Origin of the sequence: Eoetvoesiella caeni (genome assembly GCF_003315175.1) — a bacterium.
Lineage (GTDB): Bacteria > Pseudomonadota > Gammaproteobacteria > Burkholderiales > Burkholderiaceae_B > Eoetvoesia > Eoetvoesia caeni.
The window spans coordinates 1-22,941 of the sequence record NZ_QNRQ01000006.1 but is presented as its reverse complement, the minus strand read 5'-3'; the positions used below and the strand labels follow the sequence as shown (position 1 = coordinate 22,941).

General features: G+C 60.3%; 19 protein-coding genes and 1 other RNA gene. 2 read left to right on the top strand and 18 right to left on the bottom strand.

The genetic code is table 11. The annotated features are described in order from the left end of the window. Positions 1–70 precede the first annotated feature (70 nt). The 16 genes from ftsZ to rnpB form a co-directional block, all read right to left on the bottom strand. Positions 71–1,243, bottom strand: a complete 1,173-nt coding sequence (gene ftsZ, locus DFR37_RS12175; protein ID WP_113933517.1) for a cell division protein FtsZ — start codon at positions 1,241–1,243, stop codon at positions 71–73. A 173-nt stretch (positions 1,244–1,416) separates the two neighbouring features. Beyond that, a complete protein-coding gene (ftsA, locus tag DFR37_RS12170; protein WP_113933516.1) occupies positions 1,417–2,643 on the bottom strand; it encodes a cell division protein FtsA in 1,227 nt (408 codons plus the stop codon). A 7-nt stretch (positions 2,644–2,650) separates the two neighbouring features. Beyond that, complete coding sequence (locus DFR37_RS12165) at positions 2,651–3,442, bottom strand: cell division protein FtsQ/DivIB (RefSeq protein ID WP_113933515.1); 792 nt, start codon at positions 3,440–3,442, stop codon at positions 2,651–2,653. A 12-nt stretch (positions 3,443–3,454) separates the two neighbouring features. Then, positions 3,455–4,411, bottom strand: coding sequence for a D-alanine--D-alanine ligase (locus DFR37_RS12160; protein WP_113933514.1), 957 nt, complete (start codon positions 4,409–4,411; stop codon positions 3,455–3,457). Then, positions 4,408–5,814, bottom strand: a complete 1,407-nt coding sequence (gene murC / locus DFR37_RS12155) for a UDP-N-acetylmuramate--L-alanine ligase (RefSeq protein ID WP_113933513.1) — start codon at positions 5,812–5,814, stop codon at positions 4,408–4,410. The genes DFR37_RS12160 and murC overlap by 4 nt, the downstream gene beginning before the upstream one ends. Beyond that, on the bottom strand, positions 5,811–6,884 hold the full coding sequence (gene murG / locus DFR37_RS12150; RefSeq protein WP_113933512.1) for an undecaprenyldiphospho-muramoylpentapeptide beta-N-acetylglucosaminyltransferase: 1,074 nt from the start codon (positions 6,882–6,884) through the stop codon (positions 5,811–5,813). Before murG ends, murC begins: the two co-directional genes overlap by 4 nt. After that, entirely contained in the window at positions 6,881–8,074 is a 1,194-nt protein-coding gene (gene ftsW, locus DFR37_RS12145; RefSeq protein WP_113933511.1) for a putative lipid II flippase FtsW, read from the bottom strand. Before ftsW ends, murG begins: the two co-directional genes overlap by 4 nt. Further along, positions 8,071–9,603: a UDP-N-acetylmuramoyl-L-alanine--D-glutamate ligase gene (gene murD, locus DFR37_RS12140; RefSeq protein WP_113933510.1), complete on the bottom strand. Its 1,533-nt coding sequence runs from the start codon at positions 9,601–9,603 to the stop codon at positions 8,071–8,073. The genes ftsW and murD overlap by 4 nt, the downstream gene beginning before the upstream one ends. Next, the gene (mraY, locus tag DFR37_RS12135; protein ID WP_113933509.1) at positions 9,600–10,772 is read right to left on the bottom strand and encodes a phospho-N-acetylmuramoyl-pentapeptide-transferase; all 1,173 of its coding nucleotides are present in this window, start codon (positions 10,770–10,772) and stop codon (positions 9,600–9,602) included. The genes murD and mraY overlap by 4 nt, the downstream gene beginning before the upstream one ends. Next, complete coding sequence (gene murF / locus DFR37_RS12130) at positions 10,762–13,551, bottom strand: bifunctional UDP-N-acetylmuramoyl-L-alanyl-D-glutamate--2,6-diaminopimelate ligase MurE/UDP-N-acetylmuramoyl-tripeptide--D-alanyl-D-alanine ligase MurF (RefSeq protein WP_113933508.1); 2,790 nt, start codon at positions 13,549–13,551, stop codon at positions 10,762–10,764. Before murF ends, mraY begins: the two co-directional genes overlap by 11 nt. After that, entirely contained in the window at positions 13,548–15,284 is a 1,737-nt protein-coding gene (locus DFR37_RS12125) for a peptidoglycan D,D-transpeptidase FtsI family protein (protein WP_113933507.1), read from the bottom strand. Before DFR37_RS12125 ends, murF begins: the two co-directional genes overlap by 4 nt. Then, positions 15,281–15,583 (bottom strand): cell division protein FtsL, encoded by a 303-nt coding sequence (gene ftsL / locus DFR37_RS12120; RefSeq protein ID WP_113933506.1) that lies wholly within the window; start codon positions 15,581–15,583, stop codon positions 15,281–15,283. The genes DFR37_RS12125 and ftsL overlap by 4 nt, the downstream gene beginning before the upstream one ends. Further along, positions 15,583–16,653 (bottom strand): 16S rRNA (cytosine(1402)-N(4))-methyltransferase RsmH, encoded by a 1,071-nt coding sequence (gene rsmH, locus DFR37_RS12115; protein ID WP_113933505.1) that lies wholly within the window; start codon positions 16,651–16,653, stop codon positions 15,583–15,585. Before rsmH ends, ftsL begins: the two co-directional genes overlap by 1 nt. An 8-nt stretch (positions 16,654–16,661) precedes the next feature. After that, entirely contained in the window at positions 16,662–17,090 is a 429-nt protein-coding gene (gene mraZ / locus DFR37_RS12110) for a division/cell wall cluster transcriptional repressor MraZ (RefSeq protein WP_113933504.1), read from the bottom strand. Between the two features lie 271 nt (positions 17,091–17,361). Then, positions 17,362–17,958: a VOC family protein gene (locus DFR37_RS12105; RefSeq protein ID WP_113933503.1), complete on the bottom strand. Its 597-nt coding sequence runs from the start codon at positions 17,956–17,958 to the stop codon at positions 17,362–17,364. Positions 17,959–18,034: 76 nt separating this feature from the next. After that, positions 18,035–18,446: RNase P RNA component class A (gene rnpB / locus DFR37_RS12100), an RNA gene on the bottom strand. A gap of 112 nt (positions 18,447–18,558) precedes the next feature. Here rnpB and DFR37_RS12095 point away from each other — a divergent pair. Continuing rightward, entirely contained in the window at positions 18,559–20,352 is a 1,794-nt protein-coding gene (locus tag DFR37_RS12095; protein ID WP_113933502.1) for an ATP-binding cassette domain-containing protein, read from the top strand. Between the two features lie 73 nt (positions 20,353–20,425). Here the strand turns inward: DFR37_RS12095 and pyrC are convergent, their stop codons facing one another. Next, positions 20,426–21,490 (bottom strand): dihydroorotase, encoded by a 1,065-nt coding sequence (gene pyrC, locus DFR37_RS12090; protein WP_113933501.1) that lies wholly within the window; start codon positions 21,488–21,490, stop codon positions 20,426–20,428. A 331-nt stretch (positions 21,491–21,821) separates the two neighbouring features. Here pyrC and DFR37_RS12085 point away from each other — a divergent pair, with 331 nt between their 5' ends. After that, on the top strand, positions 21,822–22,094 hold the full coding sequence (locus tag DFR37_RS12085; protein WP_113933500.1) for an SWIB/MDM2 domain-containing protein: 273 nt from the start codon (positions 21,822–21,824) through the stop codon (positions 22,092–22,094). 231 nt (positions 22,095–22,325) lie between these two features. On the opposite strand, the gene DFR37_RS12080 is transcribed toward DFR37_RS12085, so the two are convergent. Continuing rightward, complete coding sequence (locus DFR37_RS12080) at positions 22,326–22,691, bottom strand: DUF4870 family protein (protein WP_113933499.1); 366 nt, start codon at positions 22,689–22,691, stop codon at positions 22,326–22,328. Positions 22,692–22,941: the final 250 nt, after the last annotated feature.

Here is a 22,941-nt window from a genome sequence, read left to right as displayed (position 1 = left end):
GAACAAGATCGGTGCCAAATCAATGGCACCTACAAACATGTGAGGGCCGGATTTCGTGTTTGACCGGTCCTCAGTCCGCTTGCTTGCGTAAAAACGCGGGAATGTCGAAGTGGTCCATGCCTGCAGTCTCCAGGGCGCGTACCTGGGCCGTGGCCTGGCTGCGCGGATTGCGGATTACGGCGGGAACATCCGAATTGGTGAAATCCTGGCCACCCATTGCCGGGTAGTTGTCGGTGCCGGTGCGCAGAACCTCAGAGTGGTTCTGCACCAGTTGGGGGCGCGATACCGCTGTGCGTCCCAGGCCTGTGGCAACGACGGTCACACGCAGGTTTTCGCCCATGGATTCGTCGTAGGCCGTGCCGTAGATAACGGTGGCGTCATCGGCGGCATAGCTGCGGATAGTATCCATGATTTCGCGTGTTTCACGCATTTTCAAGGTACGGCTGGCGGTAATGTTGACCAGCATGCCGCGCGCGCCATGCAAGTCCACGCCTTCCAGCAATGGGCACGCAATAGCCTGTTCAGCGGCAACGCGTGCGCGATCGGCGCCCGAAGCGATGGATGTGCCCATCATGGCCTGGCCTTGCTCGCCCATGATGGTTTTCACGTCTTCGAAGTCGACGTTGACATTGCCTTCGACATTGATGATCTCGGCAATCCCGGCGCATGCGTTATGCAATACGTCGTCGGCGGCCTTGAAGCAATCTTCCTGTGTGGCATCCTCGTCCATCAGGTCGTACAAGTTCTCATTGAGAACCACGATCAGCGAATGCACATGCTTGGACAGTTCGCTGATGCCCTCTTCGGCCATACGCAGACGCTTGGAGCCCTCGAACGAAAAAGGCTTGGTGACTACGCCCACGGTAAGAATGCCGAGTTCTTTGGCCACTTCCGCGACCACTGGGCCCGCGCCCGTACCGGTGCCGCCGCCCATGCCTGCCGTGATGAAAACCATATGCGCGCCGGTCAGGGCCGCACGGATTTCCTCACGCGCCGTCTCTGCGGCGGCACGGCCTTGTTCGGGCTTGGCGCCGGCGCCCAGACCTGTGCGCCCCAGACGGATCTGTACAGGCGCTTCGCTGGTGGCCAGTGCTTGCCCATCGGTATTGGCGCAAATGAAATCCACGCCATGAATACCCGAGCGGATCATGTGCGAAACGGCATTGCCGCCTGCACCGCCCACACCCACTACTTTGATAACGGTACCGCTGCCGCTGTTATCGAGCATCTCAAAATTCATCATGATTGACTCCCTCACATTTCCAAATAAAAAGCGATAAACACGAAAAAAAATCCCCAGTACTGCTATTTCGGAAATCGCTTCAAAAGAAATGCCAGCCTGTTGACTCGCACCTAATTTGACACGTCTCCCGAGGACAGGTCTTCAAGCCCGCCCCTTAAGGCTTTCTATGAGCCCTAATTAATGAACCACTCCTTCATCCGCGTCAGCAGGCTCTTGACGCTGCCCTTTTGCTGAGCCACTTTGCGTCCGCGCACTCGCTGCAAGCGCGCTTCAAGCAACAGGCCCATCACGGTTGAAAAGCGCGGATTGTGCATAACGTCGGCCAGACTGCCTTCGTAGTTGGGCACGGCGATACGCACTGGTTTCAAGAACACATCTTCGGCCAGCTCGACGATGCCGGGCATAAGCGCCGTGCCGCCAGTCAGCACGACGCCCGAGGCGAGCAAGTCTTCGTAACCCGACTCGCGCACGATCTGCTGGACGAACGTAAATAATTCTTCGACACGCGGCTCGATGACCGCGCCCAGCGCCTGGCGTTTTACCTGGCGGTTGGGCCGGTCTCCCAGTCCCGGAACTTCGATGTGCTCGTCGGCGCTGGCCAATACTTGCTTGGCAATGCCGAACCGCAGCTTGATCTCTTCGGCGTCGGGGGTGGGCGTGCGCAACATGGCGGCGATGTCGCTGGTAATCTGGTCGCCGGCGATCGGCACGACCGCGGTGTGGCGTATGGCGCCGCCCGTGTAAATGGCTATGTCTGTCGTACCGCCGCCCACATCGACCAGCACCACGCCCAATTCCTTTTCGTCCGCCGTCAAGCACGACAGGCTGGAAGCCAGCGGCTGAAGAATCAGGTCTTGAACTTCCAGGCCGCAGCGGCGCACGCATTTCACGATATTCTGCGCCGCGCTGACCGCGCCGGTGACAATGTGCACGCGCACTTCCAGCCGCAAGCCGCTCATGCCTATGGGCTCGCGGATATCTTCCTGGGAGTCGACAATGAACTCTTGCGTCAGCACATGCAGAACCTGCTGGTCGGTAGGAATATTGACGGCCTTGGCGGTTTCGATGACACGGGCGACGTCGGTAGGCGTCACCTCTTTGTCCTTGACCGCCACCATGCCACTGGAGTTGAAGCTCGTAATATGGCTGCCCGCAATGCCCGTATAGACCTCGCGGATCTTGCAGTCGGCCATCAGTTCGGCTTCTTCGAGCGCACGCTGGATCGAATTCACCGTCGCTTCGATATTGACCACCACCCCCTTGCGCATGCCCTGGGACTCGTGCTGGCCCAGGCCAATCACTTCAAAGCGTCCTTCGGGCAGTATCTCGGCCACTACAGCCACCACCTTGCTGGTGCCGATATCGAGTGCGACGATCAAATCCTTGATATCACGGGTCATAGTTTTTCTATTTAGTAGAGGTAGGTGAAACAGGCGCCAACGTTATTGCAAAACCGTTGGCGTAACGTAAATCGGCACTATTCACTGCACGGCCGTTAAGCCGTTGAGTCAGCCCAGGCCAGGCGTTCACAAATCGTTCTATCCGGGCGGCAAAAGGCTGCGCGCCAGCGCGCCCATGCGGGTCAGCCACATCGGCGGCCGGGTCGCGCCCCAGGCTCAGGCGCAGGCCGTCGGACAGCTCGACCGACCAGGCATAGCGAGGGCTCAGGCTGATCTCGCGCACGTGCATGTTCAACGGGGCAAACCAGCGGGCCACTTCGGCATAGCGCTGCACAACCAGGCGCTCGGAATTATCAGGACCATAAAAATGCGGCAGGCCCGAATCGTCGGGCAATTCTCCCTGGTTGGCGCTGAACGCTTCGCCCCAGGTATTGATCATTTGATTCTCGTTCCATAAGGCCAGCGGCTGCTGTTCTTCTATTTGAACGCGCAGTGTATTGGGCCATACACGGCGAATGCGCGCGTGGCGCACCCAGGGCGCGGTTTCAAGCAAGTCGCGGGTGCGATCGAGGTCCACGGTAAAGAAATTGCCGGTGAGCTGGCCCGCGATGGTCGCCCGCACCGCGGCGGCGGAAACATAGCTGAGGTCGTCGCCCTGAACCGGTTCTATCTGAAGCTGGGTAATCGTGAAATACGGCCGTTGGGCCACCCAGATGACGACGCTCGCGATCATAGCCAATACAGCCAGCAAAGCCAGCGTATTCGCAATGAAGTTAGTGAGACGAGCGTCGTTGAACACGGTTCGATTTTCCTATTTGGCGGCGGAATCGGGCGGCGGCTGCACTTTGCAGGAGGCGCTTTCCAGAATTGCCAGGCATAGCTCGGCATAGCTCATGCCGGCAGCCTTGGCCCCCATGGGCACCAACGAATGGCTGGTCATGCCCGGCGACGTATTCATTTCCAGCAACCAGGGACGGCCTTGCGCATCCAGCATGAAGTCGGCACGCCCCCACCCTTCGCAGCCCAGCGAGGTATAGGACCTCACAGCCAAATCCATGATCTGCGCTGTCAACTCGGGGGCAAGCGAGGCGGGGCAAATATATTGCGTATCGTTGGACACATACTTGTGCTCGTAGTCGTAGTTGCCCTGGGGCGCCACGATTTCGATCACCGGCAGCGCACGGGCCGTTTTGCCCTTGCCCAGCACGGGCACCGTCAGCTCGCGCCCGGCAATGAACTTTTCGGCCAGCACAAATTCGTCGTAGCGCGCAGCCAGGCGATAGGCTTCGCGCAGCTGCGCCCCTTGCTCTACCTTGGTTACTCCGAGGGTCGAGCCTTCGTGGGGCGGCTTGATAATAAGCGGCAAACCCAAGGCCTCGACCACCGCGTCAAGATCGGTATCTTCCGTCAGCACGGCGTAGCCGGGCGTCGGCAAGCCGTACTGCTGCCACACCTTCTTGGTCATGATCTTGTCCATGGCCAAGCCCGAGGCCATGGCGCCGCTGCCGGTATAAGGCAGGCGGATCAACTCCAGCAGGCCCTGCACCGTTCCATCTTCGCCGTAGCGGCCGTGCAAGGCGATGAATGCACGATCGAATTTTGCCTGAATCAATTCAGTCAGGGGCTGCGTGCCGGTATCGAACAAATGAGCATCGACTCCCGCGCCGCGCAATGCTTCGTATACGCCCTGGCCGGACATCAGCGAGACCTCCCGCTCTGCCGATCGACCTCCGTACAACACGACGACACGTCCAAATTGCATGCTCATACCAACTCTCCAACTTGCGCGGGAACCTTGCTGATGGACCCGGCACCCATCACAATCACCACATCGCCATCAATGACAAAATCGACGATGGCTTGCGGCAAATCCGACACAGCCTCGACGAACAAAGGTTCGACCTTACCCGCCACGCGGATGCCGCGGGTCAATGCGCGGCCGTCAGCGGCCACCAGCGGCTGCTCTCCGGCGGGGTAGACATCGGTCAGCAAGACCGCGTCGGCCGAGCTCAGGACCCGTACGAAATCCTCAAAGCAGTCGCGCGTGCGGGTGTAGCGGTGCGGCTGAAATGCCAGCACTATGCGCCGGTTCGGCCATGCGCCGCGCGCGGCGGCCAGCGTTGCCGCCATTTCCACGGGGTGATGGCCATAATCGTCGATAAGCGTGAACATGCCGCCGCCGCGAGCCTGCGACACAGGAAAATCGCCGCACGCGGTAAACCGGCGCCCTACGCCGTTGAAGACCGCCAGCGCTTCCGAAATGGCCGCATCGGAGACACCCAGCTCAGTCGCCACGGCAATGGCCGCCAGCGCGTTAAGCACGTTGTGCAGCCCCGGCAGATTCAAGGTAATCGACAGAACCGGCAAGTCGCCCGAGGCGCCGCGGCGGCGCACGTCGAAATACATGCGCGTACCCTGCGCACGCACATTGACGGCACGGACCAAGGCGTCTTCATTGACGCCATACGTAGTCACCGGTCGGGAAATAAAAGGAATGATCTCGCGCACATTGGCGTCGTCGCTGCAGACGATTGCGCTGCCGTAGAACGGCAGGCGCTGAGTGAATTCGATGAAGGCGCTTTTTAGCTTGGCGACATCGTGCCCATACGTGTCCATATGGTCCACGTCGATGTTCGTGATGATTGCCATCACCGGCAATAGATTCAGGAACGACGCATCAGACTCGTCGGCCTCGACCACAATGTAGTCGCCCTGGCCCAGACGGGCGTTGGCACCGGCGGAATTCAAGCGTCCGCCAATGACGAACGTGGGATCCAGCCCGCCGCTGGCAAGCACGCTGGCCACCAGGCTGGTGGTCGTGGTTTTTCCGTGCGTACCCGCAACGGCAATACCGCGCTTGAGTCTCATCAGCTCGGCCAGCATCAGTGCGCGCGGCACGACCGGAATACGCGCGGCACGCGCGGCCAGCACCTCGGGGTTGTCGCCCGACACCGCGGTCGACGTCACAATGGCGCCGACGCCTTTAACATTCGCGGCATCGTGTCCGATGCTGACACGGGCTCCCAAGCTTGCCAGGCGCCGCGTCACGGCGGACTCCTGTATGTCGGACCCGCTTACGGCATAACCCAGGTTCAACAGCACCTCTGCAATGCCGCTCATGCCCGAGCCGCCTATTCCCACAAAATGCAGGCTGTGTATTCTATGCTTCATTCGGCTCTCCTAGATACTTGCTCGCAGGCGTCCGCTATTTGCTGCGCGGCATTGAGGCAAGCATGCTCATGCGCATGGCTTGCCACCTGAAGCAACTCCTGGCGAGTACGTTCCTTCAACCACTGCGCTAGCCAGGACGCCGAAAATTCAGATTGTTTCTGCAGCCAGCCGCCGCCGCATTCGCTTAAATAGCGGGCGTTGGCCGTTTGATGATCGTCGATGGCATGAGGCAAGGGAATAAACAGCGCAGCCACGCCGGCCGCCGCCGCCTCGGCCACCGTCATGGCTCCGGCGCGGCAAATCAACAGATCGGCCTGCGACAGCGCAGCAGCCATATCGTCGATAAACGCCACGCAATCAGCCTGCACGCCAGCCTGGGCATATGCGGCGCGCACGGCGTCGATCTGTTGCTCGCCTGTCTGGTGCGTAACGACGGGACGTGAATCAACATCCAGTTGCCCAATGGCTTGCGGCACAACGCTATTAAGCGCCTGCGCCCCAAGGCTTCCGCCTATGACCAGCACGCGCAGGGCGCCCTGGCGCTCGCCATAGCGCCGGCCCGTCGCTGGCAGACTCACGACTTCGCGGCGCACCGGGTTGCCCACCATCAAGGCGCCGGGCAATGCCCCCGGAAAGCCTACCAGCACTTTGCGCGCGATTTTCGCAAGCCAGCGATTGGCCGTGCCGGCCACGGCATTCTGTTCATGAATGACGACCGGAATGCGGCACAGCGCCGCCATCAGTCCGCCTGGGAATGCAACATAGCCGCCCATGCCCAGCACGACGTCCGGCCGTATGTCTTTAAGGCTGCGATAAGCCTGGCGGCACGCGGCCAACAGCGTAAACGGCAGCTTCAGCAGCGCCCCCGCGCCTTTGCCGCGCACGCCGGCAAAACGCAGGGCAACCAGTTCGATACCTTGCGCGGGAACCAAACGGCCTTCCATGCGTTCGGGGTGGCCCAGCCACACAACGCGCCAGCCCCGCTGCTGCATCTCGTGCGCCACGGCCAGGCCCGGCATGATGTGCCCGCCCGTGCCGCCCGCCATGATAAGCAAAGTACGCTGGCTCATGTCCGCTTACCTCGCATCATGTTTCGGTTTTCGTGGTCGACGCGCAATAGCAAGGCAACGGCCACCAGGTTCATGACTATGCCCGAGCCGCCGTAGCTGACCAATGGCAAGGTAAGCCCCTTGGTCGGCAGCAAACCCACGCAAACGCCGATGTTGATGAACGTCTGCACGCCAAACCACAGTGCTACGCCCTGGGCGACAAGACCATTGAATGTGCGCTCCATCGCGATTGCCTGGCGGCCAATATCGAAACCGCGCCATACAAGAAAGGCGAACATGATCACCAGGCCGGCCACTCCGATGAAGCCGAGCTCTTCGCCGATGACTGCAACAATGAAGTCGGTATGCGCTTCAGGCAAATAATGCAGCTTCTCGATGCTGGCCCCCAGGCCGACGCCCAGCCATTCGCCTCGGCCGAAGGCAATCAATGAGTGCGACAACTGGTAGGCGCTGCCGTATGTATTGTCCGGATTCCATGGGTCCAGGTACACGAACAGCCGCTCGCGCCGCCAGGGCGAGGCCCAGATCAGAAGCAAAAAGCTGCCCACCAGCACAGCCAGCAGGCTGGAAAACAGTTTGCCGTTGATACCGCCAATGAACAAAATTCCCACGGCGATGGCCACGATGACCATAAAGGCGCCAAGGTCGGGCTCCAGCAGCAGCACCATGCCTACCGCGCCCAGCGCGGCTGCCATGGGCAAAAAGCCCCGGAAGAAATTATGCATGTGCTCTTGCTTGCGCACCGTATAGTCCGCGGCATACAGGATGATGGCGACTTTCATGAGCTCGGACGGCTGGAAATTGATGGGCCCCAGGGGCAGCCAGCGGCGTGCGCCATTGACCTCGCGGCCTATGCCGGGCACCAGCACGACGATCAGCAGCAATATGCTTATTGCAAACAGCGGCAAGGCCAGCTTGTGCCATACCTTCATCGGCACGCTAAGGACGAATCCCATGCACAGCACGCCGACCATGGCAAACAACCCATGGCGGATCACAAAATAGAAACGGCCGTAACTTTCGTAGCGCGGGCCATCGGCCAGCGCAATCGACGCCGAATACACCATAAGCAAACCGAACAGCACTAGCGTCGCCGTAGCGACGATGAGCGACAAATCGAAATTCGGCATTGTCGTGCGCCCGGGTCTTACGGCATTCACACCTGAGGTCAGATCCGCGAAACGGCTCATGCTACCTCCCCGTGATCCAGGGCCAAGTCCTGCACCGCCTCGACGAACATGGCGCCGCGATGCTTGTAGTTCTTGAACATGTCCATGCTGGCGCACGCCGGCGACAGCAGCACGGCGTCGCCTGGCTGCGCCAGGTCAAATCCGCGCCCCACCGCTTCGTCGAGCGTTGCCGCGAACTCGAGCGGAACGCCGCAATCTGCCAAGGCCTCGCCGATTGCCGGGCCGTCCTGGCCTATCAGCACGACAGCGCGGGCATGCTCGCGGACCGCTTTCGCCAATGGCGAAAAATCCTGACCCTTGCCCAGCCCGCCGGCGATCAGCACGCTGGTTTGCCCCAGGCCTTCCAGCGCCGCCACAGTAGCGCCGACATTGGTGCCCTTGCTATCGTTGACGAAGTCGACGCCTGCAACCGCCCGCACGAACTCGACGCGATCGGGTTCGCCGGCGTATTCGCGCAGCCCGCGCAGCATATTGCCCCACCCCAGCCCCAGGCTGCGGGCCAGCGCCAAGGCAGCCAATGCATTAAGGGCGTTATGCTGGCCTCGTACGCGCAAGGCGTCGGTCGGCATCAGCCTGGAAAGCCGCCCGGCTTCGCGCAATGGTTCTTCCGCGGCTTTGCGGCGCTTGCCCGCCGTGGGAGCGGGCAGATCGAAATCATTGTCCTCGCAGACGCATAGCCATGCCAGCCCATGGTTGCCCTCCAACCCAAAATCGCCTGCCCAATGCGGAACATCGCGCCCGAACGAGCGCACCTGCAAGGCGCGGGGCTCGGGCGCCATGGCCAGAACCATGGGGTCGTCGCGGTTTATCACGACAAGCCTGGACAATTTCAGCAGCTTGGCCTTGGCCGCGGCATACGCCTGCATGGAGCCATGCCAGTCCAGATGATCCTGCGTCACGTTAAGCACCACTGCGGCATCAGGCGTCAGGCTGGACACGGACTCAAGCTGAAAGCTGGACAGCTCCAGTACCCATACGTCGGGAAGATCGCCGGCCTGTATCGCTTCGCTCAAGGCGGCCAGCGCGGCCGGGCTGATGTTTCCTGCCGCGCGGACACTGCGCCCGCAAGCCTGCACCAACTGCCGCGTCATTGCGGTAACCGTGGTCTTGCCATTGGTGCCTGTGACCGCCAGCACGCCGGGCCGATAGCCCTGCTCGGCCATGTCGGCCAGTGCGCGGGCAAACAGCTCGATCTCGCCCAGCACTTCGATTCCACGCTTTGCCGCCAGCGCCAAGAACTCTTTGACCGGCTCTTGCAAAGGCGACAGCCCCGGGCTCAGGACAATACGTTCAACGTCGATCAGGGCATCGTCGTTCAAGTGCCCGGCGCCCAAGCGAAACTCGACGCCGGCATCGGCCAGTTCGCCGCGCAAAGCATCCATCCCGCCGGGCTGCTCGCGCGTATCAAGCACGCGCAAGCGGGCGCCATGGCTGGCGCACCAGCGCGCGGCGGCCGCACCCGTCTCGCCCAAACCGAGAATCAGGGTTAGCTTGCCCGCAGCGACCGAAGGGAAGGAATATGTATTCATCGCAATTTCAACGTCGACAGGCCAATCAGCACCAGCATCATGGTAATAATCCAGAAGCGCACGACCACCTGCGTTTCTTTCCAGCCGCCTACTTCAAAGTGATGATGCAAGGGCGCCATCCGGAAAATGCGCCGCCCCTCGCCATAACGTCTTTTGGTGTACTTGAAATAGGAAACCTGAAGCATGACGGACAAGGTTTCCACCACGAACACGCCCCCCATGATGAACAGCACTATTTCCTGGCGCACGATGACGGCAATCGTGCCCAAGGCGCCGCCCAGGGCCAGCGCGCCCACGTCGCCCATGAAAACCTGGGCCGGATAGGTGTTGAACCATAGAAAAGCCAGGCCGGCGCCGGCAATGGCCGCGCACAGGACCATAAGCTCGGATGCGCCCGGAATATAGGGAAACAGCAAATATTTGGAGTAATCGACCCGTCCCACCACATAGGCGAAGATGCCAAGCGCGCTGCCGACCATCACGGTCGGCATGATGGCCAAGCCGTCCAGCCCGTCGGTCAGGTTGACCGCATTGCTCGAGCCGACGATCACCATCCAGGTCAACGCCGCAAAGCCGAATACGCCCAGCGGATAGCTTACGCTTTTGAAAAAAGGCACGATCAAGTCAGCGCGCGTGGGCAACGGCAGGGTAAAGCCGCTTAGTATCCAGTCGCGAAACAGCGGCCACAATTCGGCATTGGCGGGAGCCGATACGGCAAAGGTCAGGTAAATCGCCGCGACAATGCCGATCAGCGTTTGCCAGAAAAACTTGCGGCGGGAAGACATGCCTTCGGGGTCGTGGTTGACAACCTTCTTGTAGTCGTCCGCCCAGCCTATCCATCCAAAGCCGAACGTAACCAGCAGCACCACCCAGACGAAACGATTCGTCCAGTCGGCCCATAGCAATGTACTGACGGCGATGGCGATCAGGATCAATGCGCCGCCCATGGTGGGCGTGCCGGTTTTCTGCAAATGCGATTGCGGACCGTATGAACGCACGGCTTGCCCGATTTTCATTTCAGTCAGCTTGCGAATGACGCGCGGCCCGGCATACAGCCCGATAAGCAGGGCCGTGCCGCAAGCCAGCATGGCTCGCAATGTAATGTATTCGAACACGCCAAATGCCCGCATATGGGAATCCGCCAGCCAGCGCGCCAACTCAAGCAGCATTGTGCTCCCCTTTGTTCTTGTTCATTGTTTGCTTTAAAAAACCCTGTACTACGCGTTCCATGCGCATGCTTCGCGAACCTTTCACCAAGATGTTGGCCGGGCCCAAGGTATTCAGGTAGCCGACCAGCTCGTCAATGGAATCGTATGCTTGCGCGCCCTCCCCGAATGCCTGCGCGGCATGCCGCGCGGCGGGGCCGAACGCCAGCAGCGCTCCGATGCCCCGCTCTTTGGCATACGCGCCCACTTCGGTATGCATGGCGGGACCTTGCGCCCCCACTTCGCCCATGTCGCCCAACACCAGCACCCTGGCTCCGGCCAGGCTCGCCAGCACATCGATGGCCGCGCGTACCGAATCCGGGTTGGCGTTATAGGTATCGTCGATCAGCTGCAAACCGCCATCAAGGCGATGCGGCTGCATGCGTCCCGAAACGGGGTGGAAGCTTTCCAGCCCGCGCTTGATGCAGTCCAGCGGAACTCCGGCCGCACTGGCGCAAGCCGCGGCGGCAAGCGCGTTACGCAAATTGTGCAGGCCTGGTACGGCCAGCGCCAATGCGCACATGCCCGATGGAGTATGCAATTGGCATAAAGTGCGGGCCGGTTCCGCGTGAATCTGATCGGCATGGACGTCGAACGACGCATCCAGCCCAAAAGTCAGACAGCGGCGCCCGCCGGCCAGCTCGCGCCATAAACCGGTGTATTCGTCGTCCCCGGGAAAGACAGCAACGCCTTGCCCAGGCAAAGCCGCCAGCACAGCGCCGTTTTCGCGGGCCACGGCCTCGACCGTGTGCATGAACTCTTGATGCTCGCGCTGTGCATTGTTTACCAGGGCTATCGTCGGCTGCGCCATCGCCGCCAAATGCGCGATCTCTCCCGGGTGGTTCATGCCCAGCTCGAATACAGCCGCGCGATGCGGCTCTCGAAGACGCAGCAATGTAAGCGGAACGCCAATATCGTTGTTGAAATTGCCCGCCGTGGACAGGGCGCCTTCGTCCCCCTGCCAGGCGCGCAGAATCGAGGCGATCATTTCCTTGGTCGTGGTTTTTCCGTTGCTGCCGGTAACCGCAATAGCGGGCAGTTCGAAATGGCGGCGCCACACCGCGCCTATTCGTCCCAAGGCGGCGCGCGTATCGCCCAGCTCGAACTGGGCCAGGGCCACAGCCCCATTACGATGCTCTACGATTGCCGCGCAGGCGCCCGCAGCGCCAACTTGCTCTAGATAAGCATGGCCGTCGAACACATCGCCTTTCAAGGCCAGGAACAACTGTCCGGGTGTTATCGAACGCGAGTCCGTCGACAGGCTTGGATTGCGCAACCAGGTCAGCGCAAAACGCGACCACTCGCGATCGTCGAATGGTGACCGGCGGCCATGAACTTCCTGATATGTTTCGTGCCCCTTGCCCGCCAGCAGCACGACATCGTTCGATTTCGCATTCCAGATGGCCGAAAGAATAGCCTGGGCACGGTCCGCTTCGACCATGGGAGCCTGCGGCATGCCGGCAATGATTTCGTCGAGTATGAGACGCGGGTCTTCGTCGCGCGGATTGTCGCTGGTCAGAATCACATGGTCGGCCAGTTGCGCGGCTATACGGCCCATCATGGGGCGTTTGCTGCGATCGCGATTGCCGCCGCAGCCGAACACGCAAATAAGCCGGCCGCCGCGCACCGAAGCCACTTCGCGCAGCGCCGACAAAGCTCTTTCCAGCGCGTCCGGGGTATGGGCGTAATCCACCACGGTCATCGGCGTTGCCGCAGACGCATCGCCGCAAGCCTCGGCCTCGACGATCTGCAAGCGCCCTTCGACCGAACGCAGGGTCGTCAGAACTCGCGCAATGCGCGCCAGCGTCCAGCCCAGATACTGCAGTACCCCCGCCACCAGCAACAGGTTGGAGACATTGTGCTGCCCCACCAGACGCGTAACGATTTGCGCCACGCCGTCATGGGTCGTCAAATTGAAAATCAGCCCATAGGTGCCGGTCTGAATGTCGCGCGCCTGAATCGACGCGCCGCCTGCCTGCTCTACTGAATAAGTAAGCGGCTCCAGGGCGGCAACCGCCCCGGCAAGCTCGCGGCCGGCGGCATCGTCGACGTTGATCACGGCATGGCTGAGCCCCGGCCAATTGAACAGCGCGAACTTGGCTGCCTTGTAGTTGGCCGGCGTCTGGTGATAGTCAAGATGATCGTGCGTCAGATTCGTGAAGCCCGCGATTTCAATATGCACATGATCCATCCGTCCTTGATCCAGGCCGATGGACGAAGCTTCAATGGCGGCTGCCTTTGCGCCCGCATCACGTATGGCCGCCAGGCTGCGATGCATGGTCAGGACGTCGGGCGTCGTCAATGCGCCGCCCAGGTTCGATCCGTCGGGCAACGTGACCCCAAGCGTGCCTACGGTTCCGCAGGGCACGTCTTCGGCATTCAGGGCGGCGGCAACCCATTGCACGGTGGTGGTCTTGCCGTTGGTTCCGGTAACCGCCACCACCGACAGCACCTCGGAAGGCTTGCCATACCATTCGTGCGCCAGCGCGCCCAGCAGGCCAGTCAACCCCTCGACTTCCAGCAAAGGCACGTGCACGGCGCGAACGTCGCCGCGATGCCCCGGCTCGGCGACGATGGCGGCAGCGCCGTTATTCATCGCTTGTTCAATGTAAAGGCGGCCGTCCGTCGTAGCGCCCGCGCAGGCGAAAAACACATCGCCGCGCCCGATCAGGCGCGAATCGAGACATAGATGGGCCGTCGGCCCGGCATTCTGTTTTAACCAATCAATTATTTTTGCGATCATCTTGGCGACTCTCCATTGGAGCCTACCGCCACCAAGGACTCAATCGGCGCATCGGGCTGCACACCCAGGCGCCGCAAGCTGCTGGCCACGACAGAGGAAAACACGGGAGCCGCCACGCGGCCGCCGTAATAGCCCCCCGCTTGCGGTTCGTCTATCGTGACGGCCACCACAATACGGGGGTTGGAAACTGGTGCAAAGCCCACAAAGGAGCTTCGATACTGCGATGTGCTGTAGCGGCCATTGACGATTTTACGTGCCGTACCGCTCTTGCCCGCAACGCGATAGCCCTGGACCTGCGCCAGTTTGGCGCCATCCGGCCCGGCGGCGGCCTCGAGCATCGACCGGATCAGGCCCGCCACCTTCGGGGTATAAGCCTGGACGCTCGTCGGCTTGCCCTGACGCTTCAGCAAGGTCAGGGACACCATGTCGCCATTACGCGCAAACGCCGTGTAGGCATGTGCGATTTGCAGCAGCGATACCGATAGGCCATAGCCGTAGGCCATGGTCGCACGCTCGATGGGACGCCAGCGCTCCCAGGGGCGCAGCTTTCCAGAAGCCACGCCCGGGAAGTTCGCCTGCGGCGCCCGCCCGAAACCCAGCTCGGTAAACTTGGTCCACATTTCCTTGGAAGTCAGCATCTCGGAAATCATCGTCATGCCGATATTGCTCGAACGGCGCAAAATGCCGGCCACGTTGAGCACGCCGTTGCGGCTGACGTCGGAAATGGTGGAGCCTTGGTAACGATAGTGCCCATTGCCCGTGTTGAACATGGTCGATGTGGTTATGCGCTGCAGGTCCAGCGCCAGGGCCGCCGTAAAAGGCTTCATGATGGAGCCGGGCTCGAAAGTATCGGTAAGGGCACGGTTGCGCAGGCTTGCCCCTTTGCGATCGTCGCGATCATTGGGGTCGTATGTGGGCAAATTGGCCAAGGCCAGGATCTCGCCCGTGTTCACATCCACCACAATGCCGGCTGCGGCCTTGGCGTTGTGTTCTTCCCTGGCTTTTTTCAAGGCCGCATACAAGTCGAACTGCAAGCCAGCATCGATCGACAGGCTGAGGTCCTGGCCGTTGACGGGGGGCACGACCGCCGTCACGTCTTCGACCACCCGGCCCAGGCGGTCTTTAATGACGCGCCGGCTGCCTGGCTGGCCCGAAAGCTCGGAATCAAAAGCCAGCTCGACGCCTTCTATGCCATGGTCTTCAATATTCGTAAAGCCCACGATGTGGGCCGTCATATCGCCCTCGGGGTAAGAGCGGCGCATTTCTTCTTGCTGATGAATGCCCGGAATCTTGAGGCTCTTGATCTTGGCGCTCAGGTCGACCGAGACTTGCCGCTTCAGATAGACGAAATTCTTGTCCTCCTTGGACAAGCGCCTTTGCATTTCGCTAATCGGCATATCGAGCATCTTGGCCAGTTGCTCCATGTCGTGCGACGTCGCTTCTTTTGTGTCTTCGGGAATGGCCCAGATGGCGTATGCCGGCACGCTGGAAGCAAGCACCACAGTGCCGCTGCGGTCGAATATTTTGCCGCGCGTCGCGGGCAGCACCAAGGTGCGCTCGTAGCGTCTCTCGCCTTGCTGCTGCAGAAAGTCCTTGGACATGCCCTGCAAGTACATGGCTTTGGCCAGCAGCGCAGCAAAGCCCATCAACAATAAAACCAGGACAAGCTTGGACCGCCACATGGGCATCTGGATGTTCAGCACCGGGCTGTTGTAGAAACGGCCGCGCTTCATGGCCGCCCTCCCGCGGCGGCTGCGGAGGAAGCCGCCGGAACGCCCTTGAGGTAAATCGTGCGGCCGGGTAATGTGGTCGTCATTTTCAATTCGTCGCGAGCCAGCTCGTCGATACGGGCGTTGCGAGCCTGTTCGGCACGCTCAAGCTGCAAACGCCGCCAATCGATATCCAGCTCGCGCGCCTTGAGCGCCATGCGCTCGGACGCCACAAACAACTGGCGCGACTGAAAGCGCGCCGTAACCAGGGAAATGGCCGACAACATAAGCAGCGCGGCAAATACGATGCTGAGGCGTCCCATCATTTCCTCCTGCGCATGTGCTGCTGCTCGGCCGAGGCGAATGCCAGGCCGGCCGTCTTGATAAAAGAAGCGCCCAGATCGGGCGGCAGTGGAACCGAAGTGCGCTCGGCCACGCGCAGCACCGCCGAGCGCGCCCTGACATTGCCGGCCACCTCTTCCTTTTCGGGCAGCACTCGGCCAAGGGAACGCAGCACGGGCTGGGGCATGTCTTTCTCGAGAATAGGCATGCGCGCCTGCTCCGCGCCGGGCCGGGCCGCGGCTGCGATGCATTGCTTGACCATGCGGTCTTCAAGAGAATGGAAGCTGATCACCGCCAAACGCCCCCCCGGCGCCAGAATTTTTAAAACTGACGCGAGGGCGCCCGCGAGTTCTTCAAGTTCTTGATTGAGGTAAATCCGTAGAGCCTGAAAGGTGCGAGTGGCCGGGTGTTGACCCTTTTCGCGCGTACGGACGACACTGGCGACGAGCTCGGCGAGGTCGAGCGTTGTGCGCATCGGCCTGGATTCGCGGCGAGCAACAACCGCCTTTGCAATCTGGAAAGCAAACCGTTCTTCGCCATATTTCGCTATGACCTCCTTAATTTCTTCAATACTGGCTTGCGCCAGCCATTCCGCGGCCGTAAGCCCGCGGCTAGTGTCCATGCGCATGTCCAGGGGACCCTCGCGCATAAAGGAAAAACCTCGTTCGGCGTCGTCGATCTGAGGCGACGACATCCCCAGATCCAGCATGACCCCGTCAACCTGTTCGATACCCAACTTGGCAAGCTCTTCGCGCATGGAAGCAAAGCCGCCGTGCACGACCGCCACGCGGCGATCCTGGGCGGCAAGCTCCTGTGCCGAAGCAATAGCCAGAGGATCTTTATCAAATACGACCAGCCGCGCATCCGGAGCAAGCCTGTCAAGCAAAAAACGGCTGTGTCCGCCGCGCCCATATGTGCCGTCGACGAACACACCACTTAGCCTCGACGCGGAACCACCCGTGCGTTCGACCCTCTTGGACTTGCCGAAATCATCATCAATCAGGGCGCTGACCGTGGGCTCCAACAGCACGGACCGGTGTACAAGCTGCATGGGCGCCCTTAAAAAGAAAAGTTTTCAAGAACGTCAGGCATGCCCTTGGCCAAATCCTCGGCCTCGCGGCGCGACCATTCAGCGGCATCCCACAACTCGAAATGACTGCCCATGCCCAAAAGCATGGTGTCTCGCGTCAAGCCTGCCGCGGTACGCAATTCGGGAGCGATCAGGATGCGGCCGGAGCCGTCCATGTCCACGTCCTGGGCATTGCCCAGCAGCAAGCGCTGCAGCGGTCGGGCGTTCATGGGAAAGGCGGCGATCTGAGCTCGCCGCTGTTCCCACACAGAGCGGGGATACACTAGCAAGCAGCCGTCGGGGTGGCGTGTAAGCGTGAGCCGGCCCTCGACCTGGGAAACCAGGGCGTCACGGTGCCGGGTAGGTATCGAGATCCTTCCCTTGGCATCCAACGTGAGTGCACTGCTTCCCTGGAACACGCTTTTTACTCCACTTTATTGCACAAAATCCTACTTTTTCCCACTCTACGGGATCAAACGAACCCGGTCAAGCGCTAAGTTGCAATTTTTTCAATTACAACAAGCACTTAGATTGGTTATAGAGAAATTAAAACAAAGAAATTCATAGATAAATCAAGAAATTGCAGATCTATCTACAAGTGCTTTGTCAGCAGTGGAGGGAGAAATATAACGATACGCAGTTGCCGGATGCTATGAATTGCAACCCGCAGTGAGCTTGAACCCGGACGGCTTAGTTTTGCGGAGCCCACAAACGGGTTTTCGCATTTTTTTCGTAGGCCATGCCGTCGGGATAGCTGATCAGCTCCAACTGCATTCCCCATGGCGTAAGCACATAGGTTATGGCCTGGCCCGCAGCTGGGCCCTCTTTAAGCTCGAAGGGACCCATGAAGGTCTTCAGCCCCAAGGCCTTGGCCTTGTCGACCGCGGCCTTGATGTCTTTGACGTAGAAGGCGATATGGAAACCGCCATAGTCGCTGTTGCGCGGCATTACGGTTTTTTGGTCGGGCGCGCTGTACTGGAAGAGCTCTATGTTGGAGCCGTCGCCGCAGCGCATCATGGCAATTTGCTTGATGACCGCGCGCGGATCCACATTGACAAGGTCTTTCATGAAGGTGCCTTTGTCGTCGCTGAAAGGCCCAAAGCGCATCGCCTCGGTACAGCCCATGACATCGCGAAAAAAGTTCACGCCCTGGTCGATGTCGGGTACCGTAAAGCCAATGTGGTCGATGCCGCGCACCCCGGGAATGCCCGCGGTTTCGGCGGCCCCGGCGCTACCGGCCGACAAGCACAAAGCAGCGCAGGCTGCGGCCATGGCAAATATCTTCATGAAAGCATCTCCTTTGAGACCGGCAATCAGACAACTGCTTCATGGTACGCGCAGCAACAGGAATACGGCAAGTAAAAAGCGAGACAGATCTATAGGCCGGATTCTGTACACCAAGCAAACTTGGCGGGCAATCATTCCTCTGGATACGGCATTGCTGCCGTATTCTAGCCACCTACCCGCATGCTCGGACGAGCCGCCCTTTTGGCCCGAGGGCCAGGCGCATGCCTATTTGGTGTTGCTCCGGATAGAGGTTACCGCGTTTCACCCTGCTGCGCTGCGCCTTGCAATAAGGCGCGCCGCACGGAAGTAGCCGTGTCAGTGCATGCCAGGCATGCCCGCGCCGCAGTCTCGTCTCTGTGGCCCTGTTCCTCAACCTGCCGCACGCCAAGGCGTTACGGCAGGTTGGACGGCCGTTAGCCGTTATCCCGCTCTGTGGAGTCCGGACCTTCCTCGGTGTTGTAAAACACCGCGACTGCCCGATCTGCCCCGCAACCGCTATTGTATAGGAAGCCAGGCGGCATAAACGCAAGTAGCGGCAACCTGCGACAATAGAGGCTTGCGGTTTATCTTCCGCCCTCTTCGCTTTTCTCTTTTCTACGTATGGCCGCCTTAATTACTCTTACCAATCTTCAGCTCGCCTTCGGGCACCACCCCCTGCTGGACCACGCCGACCTGGCTGTACAGCCCGGCGAGCGCATCGGACTTATTGGGCGCAACGGCGCGGGCAAATCGTCCTTGCTGAAAATACTGGACGAACGCATCCAGCCCGACGACGGCGAAGTCATGCGCCTTAGCGGCCTTAAGATAGCCACCGTCGAACAAGAGCCCGAACTGGACGAGTCCCTGACCGTATTCGAAGTGCTGTGCGGCGACATCAACGAAAGCGAAGACTGGTCCCGGCCCGCCCGGGTGCAATCCCTGATCGACGAACTGGGACTTACGGCCGAGGCGCCTATCGCCGGCTTGTCGGGCGGCACGCGCAAGCGTGTGGCCCTGGCCCGCGCGCTGGCCGACGAACCCGACCTGCTTTTGCTGGACGAGCCCACCAACCACCTGGACTTCATCGGCATCGACTGGCTTGAGCAGCGCCTGCTCGGCGCCCGCTGCAGCATTATCCTGATCACCCACGACCGGCGCTTCCTGGATGTTGTCACTACACGCATCGTCGAGCTCGATCGCGGCCGGCTCTTCAGTTTTCCGGGCAACTTCACCAGTTGGCAGCAACGCAAGGCCGAATGGCTGGAAGCCGAAAAGCAGCAAAATGCCCGCTTCGACAAAGTGCTGGCCCAAGAGGAAGTATGGGTACGCAAAGGCGTCGAGGCGCGCCGCACCCGCAATGAAGGGCGCGTGCGCCGGCTCGAGCAGCTGCGCCGCGAACGCAGCTCGCGCCGTGAACGCGTGGGCAATGTAAACCTGGCCATCGCCGAAGGCCAGCGCTCGGGCAAGCTGGTCGCCGAACTCAAGCATGTCAGCCATGCTTTCGGCGATCTCGTAGTCGTGAAGGATCTCTCGACCACCATCTTGCGTAAAGACCGCATCGGGCTTATTGGGCCCAATGGCGCGGGCAAGACCACGCTAATAAAGATACTGCTGGGCAAGCTCAAGCCCGACGCGGGCGAAGTCAAACTGGGCACCAACCTGACCGTCGGCTATTTCGACCAGATGCGTTCGCAGTTGGACGAAACCGCAACGGTGGCCGACACCATCAGCCCGGGAAGCGAATGGGTAGAAATCGGCACTCAGCGCAAGCACATCATGAGCTATCTCGAGGACTTCCTGTTTTCTCCGGCGCGCGCGCGATCCCCGGTCAGCAGCCTTTCGGGCGGCGAACGCGCCCGGCTGGTGCTGGCGCGGCTGTTTGCACGACCAACCAATGTGCTGGTCATGGACGAACCCACCAACGACCTGGATATCGAAACTCTTGAGCTGCTCGAAGAGCTGTTGCAAGACTATCCCGGCACCGTGCTTATCGTCAGCCACGATCGCGAATTTCTTAATAATGTCGTCACGCAGACCCTGGCCGCCGAAGGCCAAGGAGAATGGCGCGAATATGTGGGCGGTTACGACGAATGGCTGGCCCAGCGCCCCGCACGGCTTAACGCCACGCCGGACAGCGACAGCAAAAAAGCCAAGGCCGCCGCGGCTCGCGCCAAGCCTGCCAAGGCGGGCCGGATCAGTTCGTGGGAACTGCGCGAACTTGAAGAAATGCCCGAAGCCATTGCGGCAATAGAAGCCAGGCAGGAAGAACTGGCGGCCAAATTGGCCGACGGCAAGCTGTACATCGAGGCGCCCGACCAGGTCGAACTCATCAATAAAGAACTGGCCGAGCTTGAAGAAAAAATGTCTGTTCTATTCGCCCGCTGGGAAGCCTTGGAAGCCAAGCAAAACGGCTAGGCTGTGATGGCTGCTTGCGCCGTCAACGCAGGCAGCCCAGGCATGGCAGCAACCACGGGAGAGCTGCTGCACGTCAATCCTCTTGCAGGCTCCATCCCAAGGACTCTCCCGCAGCCAGCGGCACCACTGTTGAATCGCCCAAGGGCAGCTCTTCAGGTATCTTGTAAGCCGAACGCTGCAGGGTAATCGTGCCCTGGTTCAGTGGCAAACCGTAAAACGCAGGCCCATTGCGGCTGGCAAAGCCTTCCAGGGCATCCAGCTTGCCGACCGAGTCGAAGGCCGTGGCATAGAGTTCCATGGCGTGCAACGCGGTATAGCAGCCCGCACAGCCGCAAGCGTGTTCTTTCAGGCCGCGCGGATGCGGTGCACTGTCGGTGCCTAGAAAGTAGCGGGCGTTGCCGCTGGTGGCAGCTTCCAGCAAGGCCACACGATGCGTTTCCCGCTTGAGCACCGGCAGGCAGTACCAATGGGGACGTATGCCGCCCTGGAAAATGGCGTTGCGGTTGTACAGCAAATGATGCGCGGTAATTGTGGCGCCTACCGGCCCTTCGGCATCACGCACGTAATCCACGCCATTTTTTGTGGTCAAGTGCTCGAACACGACCTTGAGGTTCGGATACGAACGGCGCAATGGAATCATTACGCGGTCAATAAACACGGCTTCGCGATCGAACAGGTCGATAGAAGGATCGGTGACCTCGCCGTGCACCAACAGAGGCATTCCTTGCTTTTCCATGGCCTCCAGCACCTTGGCGCAGCGTCCCAGCAAGTCCGTCACGCCGGCGTCGGAATTGGTAGTGGCCCCCGCCGGGTACAGCTTGACGCCGTGCACGAACCCCGACTGCGCCGCGCGTATGATTTCGGCGGGCTCGGTATTGTCGGTAAGATACAGCGTCATCAGGGGCGTAAACGCGCCTTCCGGCACCCCGGCGCCAGCAAGCGCCGCCATGATCCGGTCCCGGTACGCGGCCGCCAACGCGGTGCTCACGACCGGCGGCTTAAGATTCGGCATGATGATGGCCCGCGCGAACTGGCGCGCGGAATCGCCCACCACGGCGGCCAGCACCGCAGCGTCGCGCAAGTGCAAATGCCAATCGTCAGGACGAATCAAGGTCAGGGAGTTGGTAGCGGATGACATAGGTTTGGAAAGATAAAATGGTCCAGCAGCAATCTTAACGCGCTTTAGCCGTCGCAGCCTGAGACAGGCGCCGACCCCGGCGTGTTGACACCTGGGGGATCCGACGCCTTGCGCACGCGCCGCTCTCCAATGAGCATCAAATAATCATGGCTTTTGAAGCCTACCGCTCTGTAATTGGCCAGGATGGCCCTATGGCGGCCCGTCAAATGCCCTGGCAAACGTTCAGTTTCCGGTTTTTTACGTGCTAGTGCATAAATCGCTTTGTTTTTCGGGCAAACTCAAGTTATGCTCGGGATACCATTTATTCAACAATTCTTTGGAGCACCATTTCATGGCAACAACCGCAAAACCCGCCCGTAAGCCTAATGCGGCGTTTATGAAGCCACTTACACCCAGCCCTACCTTAGCGGCCGTCATTGGCTCCAGCCCGCTGCCACGCACCGAGGTCACCAAGAAAATCTGGGAATACATTAAAAAGCACGATCTGCAAGATCCGGCCAACCGTCGCAACATCAATGCAGACGACAAGCTGCGCCCCTTGTTCGGCAAAGAGCAGGTCTCGATGTTCGAGCTCACCAAGCTGGTCAGCGGCCACCTCAAGTAAGCAACGGCTCTTCCGGAAGGCCAGATCCACTAATCTCGCAGGCCGCCTACGCGCCTCGGGGCCACACACTTGTTGTCGCGCCCGCCTTCCCAATAGTCACGAATAAAAAAACACTGCCCTTGCCGGCAGTGTTTTTTCTTGCATTTTCCAAGATACAAATAAAAAAGCCCCCACAAGGGGGCATGAAGTGCAGCGACGCTGTGCTGTTGCAGCCGGCCTGCCACGCCTGGATTACAGGTCTGGCGTTGGCAGTTCGCCTGCGAACAAGCCCAGCCAGCCGCGAATAACCCGATAGACCAGCCAAACGCCAAGAACCAGCAGGGCCGGCCAGCCAAGATAGAACAGCGTGGCGATAAGGCTAAGCACCAGCCACAGCAGGCCCCACCAGAACGTCCTGAGCACCCAGTCCATATGCGCGGCGTATACCGTGCCCGCGGCGTCGGCGCGCTTCAGGTAAGCCAGTACGACGGCTGCCACGGTGGCCAGGCCCAAAAAACCGGCGCTGATCAGCCCAAGAGCAAAAAGGCCATACATGACATGCGTTACCGTACGCATGGACAAACCATTGCCATTGTCTGGCGGTGACACTTCGATCATGGAACCCCTCTCTGAGACAGGCGAACAGTAAAGAATACTGCTGCCGGATAAGAAAAAATAAAAGCGGGAAAATCTTCGAGCCTATTTTACCTGTTTCCGCATAACCAAAGAAAACCGGCCTTCAGGGCCGTACAAAGACAAAACCCCTCAACCGGGTGGGTTGAGGGGTTTTGAGGGATAAGAGCCTGACGATGACCTACTTTCACAGACGTTAATCAACTATCATCGGCGCAAAGGCGTTTCACGGTCC